Origin of the sequence: Pantoea sp. Cr_R13 (assembly GCF_029222565.1) — a bacterium.
Taxonomy (GTDB): Bacteria; Pseudomonadota; Gammaproteobacteria; order Enterobacterales; family Enterobacteriaceae; genus Pantoea; species Pantoea eucalypti.
Window position 1 is genome coordinate 1054226 of sequence record NZ_JARHXL010000013.1, and the last position, 13848, is coordinate 1068073.

The window sequence follows — 13848 nt, forward strand, 5'->3', positions numbered from 1 at the left end:
CGTTATGCGTTCCGCAGGTTAGCGGCAAAGGAAGTTATGCGCTGTGCAAGCGCGTCAATGTCGCCGCTATCGGACTCGCTCCGACCTGCGGACTTAACACTGGCAAGAAATGCCTGTGCTTCTGCACGCGAAAGCCCTGCTGAATCCCTCAGGAAAGCTTCCGCGTCTCGAATGGTTTTGATTGTTTCGATGCTCTTCATGGCAGACACGCCAGCAAGCTCGTTAGCAGGGAACGTGCAGACGCTGATCTCACGCAGATAGGAAATGTTTTTGAAAATCATTCCCGTTGTGCCGATGCTGTAATCATCTTTTGATACGGAAAATCCGACTGACATTCCCTCAACGGTGCCGTGTTGCATGGCGGCCTTAAGATCAGATGAAGCACTCAGCCCTGGTGTTAACTGACCCCGGACAAAAAGGCCTTTTTCATCCTCTTCCAGCGTCTCCCATTTCCCTACCGGCACCTCAAAAGTGCGATGGTTAAAGAACATCGCTACCTTGCGGCTTTGCGTGGCCAGAGTATTTTTAAACGCGCCAGGAAGAATAATGTCGCCGTCAGAATCTGTGTTGTTAAACACAGAGGCGTAACCTTCAAAAATCCCCTGACTGCCATCACCTGCAAACTTAATTTCTGCCTGATTAAAGGACAGCGTTTTCTGAATGTCCGGCATTTAAGCCCCCAAAAAAATTAAGCCCCGTCAGTGCGGGGATTATTGTTTGTACCGAGGTCGGTAATGGGTATGTTTTGTGACTGACGTGTTGCCACATCCCCTCCAGGGAGAGGCGGCAGGTTATCCAGCCTTCGCACTTCGTTCACTGTGCGGATGCCGGTATTGACCATGATCTGCATAAAGGTGGCGCGGCTGGCTGAATCACCACGCAGAAGACCGTCCAGGTTGTGCTCGGCATGAATCTTGCCCTGCTCAGAATCTTTCACCAGCCATCGCTCGATGCTGTATTCCCAGCGATCCAGATAAGGTTTCAACGTGTACTGAAGAAAACCCAGATTCTGCTGCTCAATCCCGCTGCCCCATGAGGTGGATTTATCAACATCGCCAACCAGATGCGGGGGAACGCCGTAAAAGCGCGCCAGCTCAGCCACCTGAAACTTACGCGCTGCAAGAATTTCTGAGTCCTGAGGAGAAACGCCAATTGACTGCGTGGTAAATCCGCTTTCCAGAATCCAGAGGCGCTTTTTAACCGGACCACCAGCGATCTCCTTGAAGTTTTCCTCCAGCTGGCCTCGCTGCTCTTTGGTCAGCACCTTACCGTCAGTCATCAGTATCTGCGGGGACTTGGCGCCATTGGCAAAGAACTCACGCTGATTATCTTCCATCGCTATTGCGACGCCTGCTGATTTCGCACTGAAAGCCAGAGGAGACAGGCCAACCAGACCGTTGAAGCCAAAACCTTTCAGATGGAAGATTTCTTTAGTCCTGAAATCGGCATATTCACTGTCACGCTTGTAGCGGTAAATGACAGTTTTACCGTTATCGCTTAGGCGCACATCCATATTGGCACTCATCAGCGGAACCATGCTGATCACATCACCCACGCTGTTTCGCTCAACGTGTGCGTAGGCATTTCCATATGCGCATAGCTGCATCGTCATGGCCTCACGAAACTCAAGCGCAGTCATGAAGTTGTTGGGCCTGAATCTCAGCAGACGCGCCAGCGGATTATCATTTCCGACCTTCTTTCGCTGGTCGCTCACCGTTTCGAATACGTCCAGAGGAAGGGATGCTGTCACTGTGGAGATTAAGCGTATGCACGCCCATACGGTGCTGATCTGCATATTGCGTTCGTCGGTAACAACAGAATCTCCCACCACGCCGTGTGCGGACGTTCCTGCCATCTGTGAACCACTATCCGGCGTCACCAGACGACCACCGGTGAGGATGGAGGCCATACGCGCCCAGAAAGGCGACCGCGTTCGCAGGTCAATGCTGTAATCGGTATCTGCCATTTTAAACGCTCAAAAAGTTATAGATGAAGTCGTCAACGTTGCCCTGCTCTTCCACCTCATCGCTGTTCTGCGCGCCAATCGACATAGCCAGTGCAACCATGCCATCAATTCTTCCGCTGGATTTACCCTTAACAAACTTGCGGTTGCCTGCAGGATCGGTGATGACAGTTGCGTTTTTGGCGCACATTTCCAGAATCGGGTGGTTACCATGCTTCAACTGAGCGCCAAGAAGCTTTGTTTCCAGTTCTCGCAGCGCGGGAGACATAGAAACAAACCCCTGACCAAACTCCACAAATCGCTCAAGTTCAGATTCGGTAAAACCGGCATCAATCAGATGCGGGCGAAGGAAGCGCATGTTGTAGCGGTCAAAAGCAATGGCCCTGACGTTGCAGTTGTCAAATAGCTTTCTTAGCTCTTTTGCGATAAAGGCATACTCAATAGCCTTGCCCGGTGTCGTGTTCAGGTAGCCCTGTTTCGCCCATATATCGTATGGCACGCGGTCATTACGGGCCTTGTCAGCCAGCCCTTCAGCTGGGAGCCAGAATTTACTGTGAACATCACCTTTTGCAGAGGTCAGTACCAGCGCCGTCAGGTCAGACACGCTCGACAGGTCAAGACCTCCCCAGACGGTGACCCCGTTAAGATCATCCGGCTCTTCTTTGTTCATGTGCCAGACGGTCTGGCTTACAAAGGGGCTTTTAGCCTCGACACGTCGGTTGAGTACGAGGTTTTCAAATTCAGCCTGTCGCGACGGCAGTCGTTTTGCACTAGCGGCCATGTCCAGCACTTCCTGCTGATTCATGAAGACATCAAAGGCAGGATTGGCTAAACGGATTGCTTCAACTGAGAACGGGTCAATATCTTCCGGCGCAGTATCGATCCTGACAACCGTTCGCGGATCAGCGCCGGTAAGTCCGTCATCAATCAGCAGGCTGAGCAAATCACTGGCGTCAGGTGCCTGCGTACTGATGATGATGGAGATAGGGTTTTCCTGTGCTGCTGTCGCGGTTTCCAGCGCTTCATACAATGGGTCACGCGGTCCACGAACCTGACCCAGCTCATCGTGAGCAACGAAACGCGGCGAGAAACCATAAGCCGTGGTTGCCTCTGCGCTCAGGGCGCGGTAGTAAGAACCCAGGTCCGGGCAGTGAATCTCTTTTGCTGAGTCTTTTATGGCAACGTACTGCATGAGCGTGGGGTTCATGCGGCACATTTTGGATGCTAGATTGAACAGGATTGCCGCCTGATCGCGGGAACGGGCTGCAGAATAAAGCTGTGAGTTGTGCGCCGCCTCCGGTCCCACCAGGTAGAGGAGCATCAGCATAGCGGTTTCAACAGTTTTGGCGTTTTTACGGCCCCTGGTGATAATGCCGCGCCGGGTTCCGTGAACGTTGTCGAAAATCGCTCTGAAGTCATCCTTCATAAAAGGAGCCATCTTAAGTGGCTGCCCAACAAACTTACCTTCAGGGATCAGGATGTGCTTTTCGCACCAGGCAATATTTCTTTCAGCTCTTGTCAGAGTTTTTTTAACCATCAGCTAAGAGCCTCAGTCAATCTCCCAGGGCTTTTTATCACGCGCAAGATTGTTATTTGCGCGGCCCACCGTTTTCGGATCGGCGGTTGCCTGCCGGGTAATTCTGAGCCGGGTTGCCAGTGATGATGCAGAACGGACTTCCCGCTCACGCATGGTGAGCAGTTTGTCATAGCGCTTCAGCCCATCCTCGCGCGACAGCCAGCTCAGCTCAAATTCTTCAATCTGCATCGTCAGCAATCGCGACTGAACAACATGACGGCAATACATCTCCATCATGTCGCGGTGAGTTTCTGTAAATGAATTTGCTGGATTGTCATTCACCAGCCGAACCCACACGCTAATCTCGGGATCACTGAGATGAATTGACGGCTGCAGCCTGCTTTCAGCCAGAGCTGGCAGCGAGACAGCAGACGTCGCAGCCAGAGACTTTCTGCCTCGCTGTGCCATTACTTTTTCCTTTTTTTCTGGACGTTTTTAATAAAAAGACTGAGGGCGCGGTCTTTAAGATTTTGCTGCCAGAGTTTTGCCCTCCCCCCCCCTAGCCTGTACCACTTCAAATGACAATCGTTCTCAATTGCAGCTTGAGCCTCCAAAGTGGTGCACCAACAGGCACCAAATGATATTGATTCTCATTTCTCGATGATTTGCAGGTTTTCACGTGACAGGCTGGCTGCCAACAGGCTCTTGCCGGTACCAATCGGGATCGACATGGTGACCGATGGCATGGTTTCGCCCACTTCATGACTGAACCCAATTGCTGTAACCGAATTGAACAGAACGCCGTCGATACTGAACTCAATCAGCTTGCCGTCTCTGTATTCAATCTTTAGGTCTTTCATTCATTTCTCCCGTTACCAGATAACGCGGCCATCATCGTCAAACTCAGTCACTGTTCCGCCATTCTCCAGACGCTGCTTCACGGAGTCATGGCAGCGCTTGCAAAGTGACTGCAGGTTGTCGGGATCATGGAACAAAGCAACATCACCCTTGTGTGGCATGATGTGGTCAACTATGGATGCTGAGATAACCTGATTTCGCCTGAGGTGGAACTCACATAGTGGTTGCTTCTGGAGCTGGTAATAGCGAAGTCGATACCAGCGCTTAGTGTTATAAAGGTTATGCCAGGGTGAATTGCTAGCCATAAAGCGTTTCCTGCTGGCTTAATGTGTTTAACCCTCGGCAATGGTGAGACCACCAGCCGATGATTCAGTGTGTTTATGCTAAAAGTGAAATTAGTGAATGCATTTTTTAGCACACAATAAAAAACCGCCCGTGGGCGGCTAGTTAGTGCTGGGAACGAGGAAAGCTTATTTTTCCCTAACCCACTCACCCTTGACGGTGCGGTAAAATGAGCAAACAACTTCATTTTTCTGTATGTCGTAAATCTCTACAGTGTCGTTGTCGCTTCTCGCTTCGTCACTGCATGCTGCCTTTTCTGCTTCTTCAAAAGAGATTGTCACGCAGTGAATATCATTGCAGCCGCCACCGCGCTCATAATCATCGTAAGCAAAAACGATATAGCGTTTATTTTCTTCCATGATTTTCACCGTGAATATCCGAAGGTTTTTCTAAGCGTCGGGCAAACTCTCTAAATGGAACACCGTTAACTTTTAGCGAACCTTCAATAACGTGATTTTGAATTGGCTCAGTGCGTACGGAGTCCGATACACTTTCAACGACTCTGCTAGTTATCTCATCTGACATAGGGCACTCTCCTTTTCACTAATGTGAACAGTATATGCCGATGTCGCAACGCTTCACAGCGTGGCTAACCCTTATCCCTTGTCGGAGAGATTTTGCCTTACTTATCCTGAATACTGGTTTCCGCATCCAAGAAACCGCGAATAGCGGAATTAGAGATATGACTTAGAGGCTGCTGCAGAAAAGCCGACCCTTCATCATCTTCTTTTTTCCAAACAAAGCGTAAGCCAACATCCCATACCTCCACTCTCAAATGGCCTTCTGGAAAGTACTCTTTTGCGATTTTATAAACTGTACTGATACTGATTGATTCGTCTGACATATAGCCTCCTGTTTGACGAATACAACGTATCATCATCAGGCGCACTCGCAAATGCGCCTTGTGATGAACTCAGCAGTCTGAGTCTGGACGGGCTACAGCACGACACGCCGCCATACAGGCACGCTGCATATCCTTATGTGCTTCACGCAACCATTCATTTGAATCCCAGCGTTCTTGCGAGTTCTGCAAGCTTGGGTCGTTGCTCATATCCATACCATGCTGCTGGAGCAATGCAATGAACTGTCGGCTCAGCTCTTTAAACTGATTCATCTTGCCAGTTTCGCCATAAGACAGTGTCCGATAGTCCTTAACGGTGGCGCCCTTAATGGTGCAACAGTCCTGCGGCTTTGCTTCGCTCATGCTTTTCCTCTCAATTAAGTTACCGCTTACGCTTGCAATGAAAATGGATGCTTTTAATATTTAAGGCACAACAATAAATAGTGTTCCTCTTTGAATGGCCCTGCACGGGGCCTTTTTTTAATCTTTGACTTTCATAACTGGTTCGATTGGCTGCACATGCGTGAACATGAAGCCTTCATAAGAATTTTTTACTGGTTAAACGCGCTTAATCCTCAGCAATGGTGAAGCCACCAGCCGATTATCCATTGTGTTTATGCTGAAAAGTGAACTCATTGAATGCAGTTTTCAGCACAAAAAAACCGCCCGGAGGCGGCTTAGTGCTCGTGTTTATTTATTAATGGATTACAAAGAGCGATTTGCAGTGCGGGCATAACAAAGCTTGCTCTTTTGAAACCTTCGTAACGGACTGCTTGGACGTTTTCCCGCAAACTGGACACTTAGCGTCAGTGTTGATTCTGGCGACACGGTCCATTACCTGACTGAAGTAGGACATGGTATTCGGCCTTTCTCATGAATGAGACTAATCATAACACTGCTGGTTGTTTTTTAATCACAACCATTACGACTAATCTTAAGATATATCATGGAAAGATTAGTTACTCATGCAAGGCCATTGACCGGCTCCCCATTGATTAGCTTGCGCTTCGATTTAATCAGCAGACAAAACTCTCGGTGGCTACCTTTGGATTAGCTATCAATATCATTTACATGAATTATAGCCATGTAAGGCAGACTGCCACCAACCTCTCTATCCCGCATCTCATAATCCAGTATGTCAAAACACAACATCTTAGCGCCCTGCCTCAACAAAATTTTTTCACCAATATCGAATGGGCAGGTTCGATCTTTGAACGGTATCAGAAGTTGGTTGTTTGTGGTGTCCGCTTGCCCGATATACGTAATATTTTCGAACGAGAACTCGTCAGGAAACAGAGCTTTTTCCGAAGCCATAGCCGTACCTTGCCCATTAAATGTGTGAAATCAGATCATCACATTTAATGGGCAACAGAAACAGGATGCATATCAAGCTTCCTGACTGCAGCACGATCAATATTGCACTGCCCAAGAGCGCCATATAACTCAGCGTTGAGGCTTACGCTGTCACCGAACGTCATATCCTGTGACGGCGCTGGTACATCAATTGGGCTGGTCAGTTCAGCCGGAAGGCTTAGCTGTGGCTGCTTTACTGTCCGGTACTCCACCAGCGGCTTTTGCTGCGTTACGCAACCGGTCAGCAGCATCAGGGGGAACAGGAGCAACAGCACACTTGTCCGCCGCAAGGTAACGCTTAATTTCATTCTGTAATTTCCGATTCTGCTGGGCTGTTACGGCACGCTGCTCTGTGACCTGACTCATCACTTCGTTTTGCTGCTTAACGGCTGTTACCAGCTCAGTGACACTGGATGCCAGGTCATCGTTCTTTGAACGCAGGTCCTTAATCTGATCGTCTTTGCTGTTTGCCAGCTTTTCAAGTCTGTCGTTCGTTGCTTTCAGCTGTGAGTTACTGGCATTCAGCCCCCACAGCGCCACGCAGATAAGACCGATGATGACCAGGCCTGAATTGTTTCGGATAAAGCCGATTACGTTGAACATAGAATCCCCTTAGATTTTGATAAGCGGGATTTCCGGTCGTCCAGACCATTGGTGCCACCGTTAATGATTCTGGTGATGCGGAGAACATCATCAGAGTCTGCCAGCTCGTTTAAGCCGTGATTCTTCCACCATGCCGCAGCAGACATCGCAGCAAAGCGATAGCCCAGCAATAAATCAGGGTTTGCCACTACATCAGCGCCCAGCTGTTTTACCAGTGCTGCATAGTTGGCCTTGCCGGTAATCTGAATCAGGCCGCGACCGCGATAGCGGTAACCATCACCGGAATCAACATCACCATTACCGTTACGATTTGCGTAAATGATGCTGGCGATCATCTTCTGGTTAGCCACATGCATCGCATTACGACCATAGGCTCGGGCCTGCTCAGCGGTGATGCGCTTGCCAAACATTGCCGTAAGCGCGTTCTCACTGTAGTTCAGCCCCTCTTCCACCTTCAGGAACCCGGCTGACTCATGCCCCGTCTGCGCCAGAAAGTGAGCCTGACGCAATGGCGTACTTATCTGGAACGCAGAGAGGCTTGCCGCTATATGAGGAAACCATGCATCACGCAGCGCATTACTCACGCCGGTCGCGAGCTGAAAACTACTGGCTGTCAGCATTACTGTCTCCCAATCGCTTATCTATCTGACGGCGGATCCTCGTTGATACGTAATCCACACCGAGGAAGCCAAGGAAGACCGCAGCAACCCGCGTAATGTCTTCACTGAAATGCCAGTTGAACACCGAACCGATCACCTGCAGGCTTGGTTGCAGGAAGAAGGCGAAGACGCTGCACATCGCAGCATCAAGCAGGCGGCGTGACCATGCGTCTTTGCCAACGTAAGTGGCTCTAAGAATCGCCATGACTCCGGCAAGCCCCGCATAGCCGGTTTCGTTTTTGTGGGCGTAAAGCCAGGCAATCAGGCTTGCCCAGAACCCAACGTCTTTGTCCGGCATGCGTTTCATCCTCACCTCCATTAATTGGCAGGTGCTGTCAGTAGTCATAAGAAAGATGCGCAACACCACGGTGTCAAAAGTGTGTGTGGAGACTGATTGGTGTGCGCAAAAACGAAAAAAAGGCCGCTCTAATGGCGACCAATTTTAAAATCTGTTCTGTGGGTGAAAGATTAAGACAACCACACCTTAAGCACCCCTTAAAATATGAGCGCCAAGCGGATGTGATCGAATTAAAGCTGCAGCTCCAGGTGCCTCCCGGTAAGCCATTGAATGGTCAAACCGGCTCGTGAAAGACAACACACAGCTTATGCTAATGCGACCATTTGCACCCCACCGCTTAGGGGGATTAGCTGCAACACTCTGACACTAACAGTTAATCGTTACAGTTATATCCTAAAACATCATTTCTGCTGAGTAAGGCAAAGGTGCAAAGAGGTGAATGCTTGCAATAGCTTAGGGATATTAATTATCCGCCATAGCGGTTTTGAGCAAATAAAAAGCCCCGCTAACTGGTGAGTTCGCGAGGCTCTTTGAAATCCACATTTGGAACTGACTTTTAGCAGATAAGCTGCACTGCTTGGTAATCGACCTTATCAGATTACTAAGGAAAATGCGGACCGCGTGAGAGGTTTTTTCAATATTTTTTTCGGCGTCAGTTCGGCATCCATATCCAGCCGAACATCAAGCATCGCCAGACAGCCCTCAATGAATCCCTCAGCCATCTGAATCTCAATTCTCACCAACTTTTCATCTCGCTTGGCCTGCTTTGCCAGGGAACGCTTCGATATATTAAAAAAGTAATGCAGCACGATGATCGCATGCTCATCCGGGCGCTTTTCTTTGAGTCGAGCCAGACAGCCCTCAATGATTAATCCGTCATTGTCACTGCAGGTGAGCGTTAATTTCGAATCCTGTGACAGCAGACCTTTGAAGCCTGCCGCTATTGATGAGTAATCCACACCGCTGCTGTCCGATTTTGCCCAGCCAGCCCAGCGCTCTAATACCTGTGACATGTCACGCATATTTAATCCTCTCCACACACTTTATTTTTTGTCTGTCCCGATAACGCCGACTGCAATCGCGAAATCCAGGAACCTGAACAGCAGTTCAACCTGACTGCCGTATTTTGCTTCAAACGCTTTCATATCCCGGTGCAGTTCATCGTGATGCGCCCTGCAAAGCGGTATCACGAATAAATCATGGGCCTTTGTTCCCATTCCTCCCTGCCCATGTCCGATGATGTGATGAGGGTCATCAGCCTGCCTGCCGCAACATGCGCAGCTCTGTGACTTAACCCACCGTGTGTACTTCTCACTCTCCCAGCGCTTACGCTTGGGGCGTTTCATGAATGATTCTGGTGATTCCGGGTCAGTACGTAAGCTGATTATCTTTTTGACGACCTGAGCAGCATCCTGAATAACTTCACGTGCCGGACGCATCGGAACAATCCGCGACTCTTTGAGTTCGCCAGCATGTATGGCTTCCTTTGGCATACGCAGAACGCGCCGCGCTGGTGCCTCCGGGATCAAATCAATCAGGTCATTCAGTGAGGCCCACCAGCATAATTCCGGTAGTGTCATCAGGTGATCGCCGCTTAGCGCCATCTGGCTGCATGCAGCTTTGATTATCCAGAGTGCGGTGTTGCCTTTGGCGATATTCTCCAGGCTACCGGGCACGCCGTTTTCCCTGAACTCATTATCGTGACTGTAGCAAAGAGACACCAGGCCGTTTTCGATTTCTGACACTGTGAATTCATGGTGATGCCATGTTTCGGGCTGCTCCCACTGACAACAGCCAAATGACTGAACAAAGGATGCCAGCGCATTAGGACCACCAGCAGCCGCTATCACACGTTCGTGACCGAAGAAGGGAATCAGTGAGGGCTCATCAAGCAGCGGTTGTGTACCGTCATTCAGTCGCCCTGATGGTAGGTCTGCCATATCCATTGTCGGAGTACTGATCACAACGCGTGTCTTAAACAGCTTCATCAGTTCCGGTCCCGGCCTGAATAGCACAATCCCTGTGCGCGGCGCTATTTCAGGTGTAAGCAATGCCCTCACTCAGCACCGCCTGCAGCCTTATACGCCGTCCATAGCCCGCCAATCCACTGAACGCCCTTTGCGGTGAAGCGGGACTGACTGAACATGTAATTTGATTCGTTAGTGGTTCCGGTTCTGACCTCAAACCGACCGGCTTCGATGTGCTGGCTGTAAGGTGTCAGGACGCCATTGAGGCGGTACATAACCCGGCTTTCAATCAGGAACAGGCGTAATTCAGGCTCTTTGGCTTCAAGAAGTTTTGCCACCTGGCGGAATGTCATTGAACTGGTGGCCGTGACGTACCGATCCACGAACGCAACCTTTGGCGCAGCTTCAGTAAGCTGCAGCTGCAGGCGCTCTTTCTCCTCTTCCGCTTCGGCGGCCAGGCGGAGTGCCTCAGCAAAGGTCTGCGGGATTTTAGCTGGCTGGCTTTCCTCTAACTCATGCAGTCGCTTGATCACTTTCATGCGAAGAGTGGCACTGTAACCTGTAATCAGGCATTCGGTGTGCTCACGGTCGAGGTGATACTCAGTCTGCTGACGATTCATGCTGTCAAAATAGATGTGAGCAAATTTGCGCGCATCTTCCTGAAGCTGAAGAAGCATGACTTCAATGTCTCTTTTAACATCTGGATGACGCTTAGCTGTGAGATCAGCAATTTCACGGCTGGTCATGACTGGGGATTGAATAGCATTGACTACAGGCGCAATAGCACCCGCTGATTGATTCAGCATTTTGACCTCTCCACACACTGGAACAACATTTTTAAATGGCCCCGCCCCATCACCTGCAAGTGAGCGGGACCAACCTTGGTACGGCGACTGCAATCACCAGTACAGCACTCACTATACCTAATTTTACTGGTCATGTAACCAGTTGCGGACCTATGCCGCCACCGGCTGAAACTCGCTGATTATCACCTCAGATTTACCGCCTTTGGTTACCGGTCCCCACTCTACAGTGAATCGCTTAATCTGCCTGTCATCGCCCCATATACCGGCATGTGTGAGGCTGTCGAAGAGGGCTTTGAGGTAGTTATCAAGGTCGCGCTGGCGCTTGTCTGGCGGGAACAGCAGCACGCTTACCTCCACGTTCACTGTAATCGGCTGCGGGCGGCGTTTGAGCTGCTGAAGAACGGCGGCAAATGCGTTGGAGCGGAAACAGCGCCCGGAGGCGCTGATCAATACTCCCTTTCTGGTGTTACGCCAGTACGTGTTAACGCTTGGCGGGAATGGGAGCGTTAACTTCATCGATACTCCTTAACCACTAACCCGGCATTTGTCTTACCCGCTTCCTCAAGCTTTTTCCGTGCAACAAATTCATCACAGGTGACAAGGTCTTTAAGTGGCTGACTGACGGGGCAGTACAGTCCACAAAAAAGCCTGCGCCACAAAGGTTGGCGCTCCTGCACAATCAGCTTTCCTTTACCATCCATCACTACCCGATATCGTGCTACAGGTTTAACCGGCTGATATCCGTAACTCATGCTGCATCCTCCCCGATTCCGGGAATGGTCATCTGACCAACCACTTCACGAACTGCCTGACGCAGCATGCGGATGTTTGACCAGCAATCACGGTCGGTCTGCTCCAGCAGCGCGATAAACTCCTGAACCGTGCATGGCTTGTCCAGGCGAATCTCTGACAATACCGATGAGAAGCGCATCAGTTGCTCAGTGGCAACGTCTGAATCGTCGTACTGCTCTGACACCCACAGCTTCAGTTCAAGATCATCCTGATGCTGTTTGATCAGGCGGACTGCGCTGGCAATCGTCTCTGCAGGGACGGTCACACATGTAGGGTTCTCGACTGAATCTGCCGCCCATGTATGCGCCCACTTGGATTCGCTGTAGGTGTACTCAGCTTTCATTTTGAATGCGGCAATAACGCAGGCCCACACTTCAACGCCGCTCTGCTCAAGAATTTCATGCTTAAGCAATGGCAGGTCGTTACCATCGCAGTTCTCTGGCTTTACCGGTACCTGTTTTTCACTTGCTGACTGGGTGACGCCGTAGTGCTCTTTGGCGATCAGCACAACATCCATCAGCTCAGCCGCCTGCAGGTCAGTTTCAAACTTCAGCGTAATACGTGATCCCTCCTCGCCAAGCTCTGCCTGACAATGTTTAGCAATCAGTTCAGCCAGCTTACGAGCCTGTGCAGCACTGAACTGCGGCATAGCATCGGTCTTGGTCAGCTTCTTCTTACCTGCCGCTTTCGCCTTCTGCATCTGCTCCTGCGCAACGGATGAGGCTTTAACGCCATGTTCACGCTGCAGGGCTACTGCGGTTGTCGCGGCCACTTCGCCGGACTTCACCATCTCAATCAGCGGTTCGCCAACGGTCAGCAGCTGAAGGTGCTGTTCAACATCGGTGACCGAGCGCTTCACCTTAGCGGCAATCTCCGCTGGCTCTAAGCCCTGATTAACCAGGCGCTGATAGGCTGCTGCACGTTCCAGCGGCAACAGGGCGCGGCCCTGACTGCTGGTGACCATGAACGCCACGCTGTCAGCTTCACTACCCACGAAATCCTTACACTCAAGGCGCAGCGTATAGCCTGCTTCCTGTGCCAGCTTCGCACCGTAATACCGGTGATGTCCGTCGATGATCTTAATGCCCTTTTCCGTGACCTTAACAGCCAGCGGAGGCACATGCTCACCAGCGATAAAGGCGTCGCGGAATTCCTCGACATGGGTCTGATCGATATCACGGATGTTGTAATTAGTTTCGACATACAGCTCATCAACGCCCAGCAGGTAGGTTTTGCGGGTGGTGATGTCGGTGTCGCTGTTTTTCTTATCGTCGTAAACGCGCGCTAAAGTACTCATGCTATGGTCAGCTCCCATGTCAGGACAAAAATCAGTGCGGCAATCATCACTACTGCTGTGCGGAAAGCCTGGTAGAAAATCTCATTTCGCTCGTAGTGGCTCTTCAGGTGCGCTTTCATTGGCGAACCTCACTGAGGAAGCTTTCACCAACACGGCCTGTATCAAGCCCGCCGTAGCTGCCACAGTGCAGAGAACCATTCGCGGCGCAGCGGTCGCAGTTCTCTTTGGCTTCGTTGCGTGATGCATCGAACTTGGCAACCAGCATTGCTTCACGCCATACTCTCGATGCACGCAGCCGGAACCCTTTAGCCTCCAGTTCGGTAGCCTGCTTAGCCTTGTGACTGAATTTATCGCTCTCAACCGGTAACGGGGCGGTGTTGATAGAGTAGCTCCAGTCGCTGGCACGCTTTAGCAGTCCTTTGGTGAACAACGGTTTGATAAAGCGCTTCACCGATGTCTCATGCAGCCCGGTTAGCTTGCAGAGTTCGCGGACCTTCAGCGGGCCGTTACGGGTAATCAGTTCAAGAATTTTTGATTCGTGGTTGATCATGAT

The 13848-nt window shown here is 50.6% G+C and carries 23 protein-coding genes; all 23 read right to left on the reverse strand.

Going from position 1 to position 13848, the window contains the following annotated elements; all coding sequences use genetic code 11:
- Positions 1-2: 2 nt before the first annotated feature.
- The 23 genes from P2R09_RS12690 to P2R09_RS12800 all read right to left on the reverse strand — a co-directional run bounded on the left by P2R09_RS12690 (position 3) and on the right by P2R09_RS12800 (position 13845).
- Positions 3-671 (reverse strand): HK97 family phage prohead protease, encoded by a 669-nt coding sequence (locus P2R09_RS12690; protein WP_110330224.1) that lies wholly within the window; start codon positions 669-671, stop codon positions 3-5.
- A gap of 17 nt (positions 672-688) precedes the next feature.
- Positions 689-1966 (reverse strand): phage portal protein, encoded by a 1278-nt coding sequence (locus tag P2R09_RS12695; RefSeq protein ID WP_110411195.1) that lies wholly within the window; start codon positions 1964-1966, stop codon positions 689-691.
- Between the two features lies 1 nt (position 1967).
- Positions 1968-3500, reverse strand: a complete 1533-nt coding sequence (locus tag P2R09_RS12700; protein ID WP_275770151.1) for a terminase TerL endonuclease subunit — start codon at positions 3498-3500, stop codon at positions 1968-1970.
- Between the two features lie 12 nt (positions 3501-3512).
- A complete protein-coding gene (locus P2R09_RS12705) occupies positions 3513-3947 on the reverse strand; it encodes a hypothetical protein (protein WP_110411193.1) in 435 nt (144 codons plus the stop codon).
- Between the two features lie 182 nt (positions 3948-4129).
- Complete coding sequence (locus P2R09_RS12710; RefSeq protein ID WP_275770153.1) at positions 4130-4339, reverse strand: serine acetyltransferase; 210 nt, start codon at positions 4337-4339, stop codon at positions 4130-4132.
- A 12-nt stretch (positions 4340-4351) separates the two neighbouring features.
- On the reverse strand, positions 4352-4642 hold the full coding sequence (locus tag P2R09_RS12715; protein ID WP_275770155.1) for an HNH endonuclease: 291 nt from the start codon (positions 4640-4642) through the stop codon (positions 4352-4354).
- Between the two features lie 165 nt (positions 4643-4807).
- Positions 4808-5038 carry a hypothetical protein gene (locus P2R09_RS12720; protein ID WP_154926669.1) on the reverse strand — a complete coding sequence of 77 codons (231 nt, stop codon included), beginning with the start codon at positions 5036-5038 and terminating at the stop codon, positions 4808-4810.
- The gene (locus tag P2R09_RS12725; RefSeq protein ID WP_275770158.1) at positions 5025-5204 is read right to left on the reverse strand and encodes a hypothetical protein; all 180 of its coding nucleotides are present in this window, start codon (positions 5202-5204) and stop codon (positions 5025-5027) included. Before P2R09_RS12725 ends, P2R09_RS12720 begins: the two co-directional genes overlap by 14 nt.
- A gap of 97 nt (positions 5205-5301) precedes the next feature.
- On the reverse strand, positions 5302-5523 hold the full coding sequence (locus tag P2R09_RS12730; RefSeq protein ID WP_275770160.1) for a hypothetical protein: 222 nt from the start codon (positions 5521-5523) through the stop codon (positions 5302-5304).
- Between the two features lie 69 nt (positions 5524-5592).
- A complete protein-coding gene (locus P2R09_RS12735; protein WP_275770162.1) occupies positions 5593-5883 on the reverse strand; it encodes a hypothetical protein in 291 nt (96 codons plus the stop codon).
- Positions 5884-6217: 334 nt separating this feature from the next.
- Positions 6218-6376: a YnfU family zinc-binding protein gene (locus P2R09_RS12740; RefSeq protein ID WP_225613745.1), complete on the reverse strand. Its 159-nt coding sequence runs from the start codon at positions 6374-6376 to the stop codon at positions 6218-6220.
- A 194-nt stretch (positions 6377-6570) separates the two neighbouring features.
- On the reverse strand, positions 6571-6834 hold the full coding sequence (locus tag P2R09_RS12745) for a hypothetical protein (RefSeq protein ID WP_039659662.1): 264 nt from the start codon (positions 6832-6834) through the stop codon (positions 6571-6573).
- Between the two features lie 204 nt (positions 6835-7038).
- On the reverse strand, positions 7039-7476 hold the full coding sequence (locus P2R09_RS12750) for an Rz lytic protein (RefSeq protein ID WP_039659660.1): 438 nt from the start codon (positions 7474-7476) through the stop codon (positions 7039-7041).
- Positions 7464-8096 (reverse strand): glycoside hydrolase family 19 protein, encoded by a 633-nt coding sequence (locus P2R09_RS12755; protein WP_182629601.1) that lies wholly within the window; start codon positions 8094-8096, stop codon positions 7464-7466. The genes P2R09_RS12750 and P2R09_RS12755 overlap by 13 nt, the downstream gene beginning before the upstream one ends.
- A complete protein-coding gene (locus tag P2R09_RS12760) occupies positions 8080-8442 on the reverse strand; it encodes a phage holin, lambda family (RefSeq protein ID WP_275770168.1) in 363 nt (120 codons plus the stop codon). Before P2R09_RS12760 ends, P2R09_RS12755 begins: the two co-directional genes overlap by 17 nt.
- A 584-nt stretch (positions 8443-9026) precedes the next feature.
- Entirely contained in the window at positions 9027-9455 is a 429-nt protein-coding gene (locus tag P2R09_RS12765; protein WP_008925111.1) for an antiterminator Q family protein, read from the reverse strand.
- Positions 9456-9476: 21 nt separating this feature from the next.
- A complete protein-coding gene (locus P2R09_RS12770) occupies positions 9477-10493 on the reverse strand; it encodes a DUF968 domain-containing protein (RefSeq protein WP_275770171.1) in 1017 nt (338 codons plus the stop codon).
- Positions 10490-11206, reverse strand: coding sequence for a phage antirepressor KilAC domain-containing protein (locus P2R09_RS12775; RefSeq protein WP_039659654.1), 717 nt, complete (start codon positions 11204-11206; stop codon positions 10490-10492). The genes P2R09_RS12770 and P2R09_RS12775 overlap by 4 nt, the downstream gene beginning before the upstream one ends.
- A gap of 150 nt (positions 11207-11356) precedes the next feature.
- A complete protein-coding gene (locus tag P2R09_RS12780; protein WP_039659653.1) occupies positions 11357-11722 on the reverse strand; it encodes a RusA family crossover junction endodeoxyribonuclease in 366 nt (121 codons plus the stop codon).
- A complete protein-coding gene (locus tag P2R09_RS12785; protein WP_275770174.1) occupies positions 11719-11958 on the reverse strand; it encodes a hypothetical protein in 240 nt (79 codons plus the stop codon). The genes P2R09_RS12780 and P2R09_RS12785 overlap by 4 nt, the downstream gene beginning before the upstream one ends.
- Positions 11955-13295 (reverse strand): ParB/RepB/Spo0J family partition protein, encoded by a 1341-nt coding sequence (locus P2R09_RS12790; protein ID WP_275770176.1) that lies wholly within the window; start codon positions 13293-13295, stop codon positions 11955-11957. Before P2R09_RS12790 ends, P2R09_RS12785 begins: the two co-directional genes overlap by 4 nt.
- Positions 13292-13414: a hypothetical protein gene (locus tag P2R09_RS12795; RefSeq protein WP_275770178.1), complete on the reverse strand. Its 123-nt coding sequence runs from the start codon at positions 13412-13414 to the stop codon at positions 13292-13294. The genes P2R09_RS12790 and P2R09_RS12795 overlap by 4 nt, the downstream gene beginning before the upstream one ends.
- Positions 13411-13845, reverse strand: coding sequence for a winged helix-turn-helix transcriptional regulator (locus P2R09_RS12800; protein ID WP_275770180.1), 435 nt, complete (start codon positions 13843-13845; stop codon positions 13411-13413). The genes P2R09_RS12795 and P2R09_RS12800 overlap by 4 nt, the downstream gene beginning before the upstream one ends.
- Positions 13846-13848: the final 3 nt, after the last annotated feature.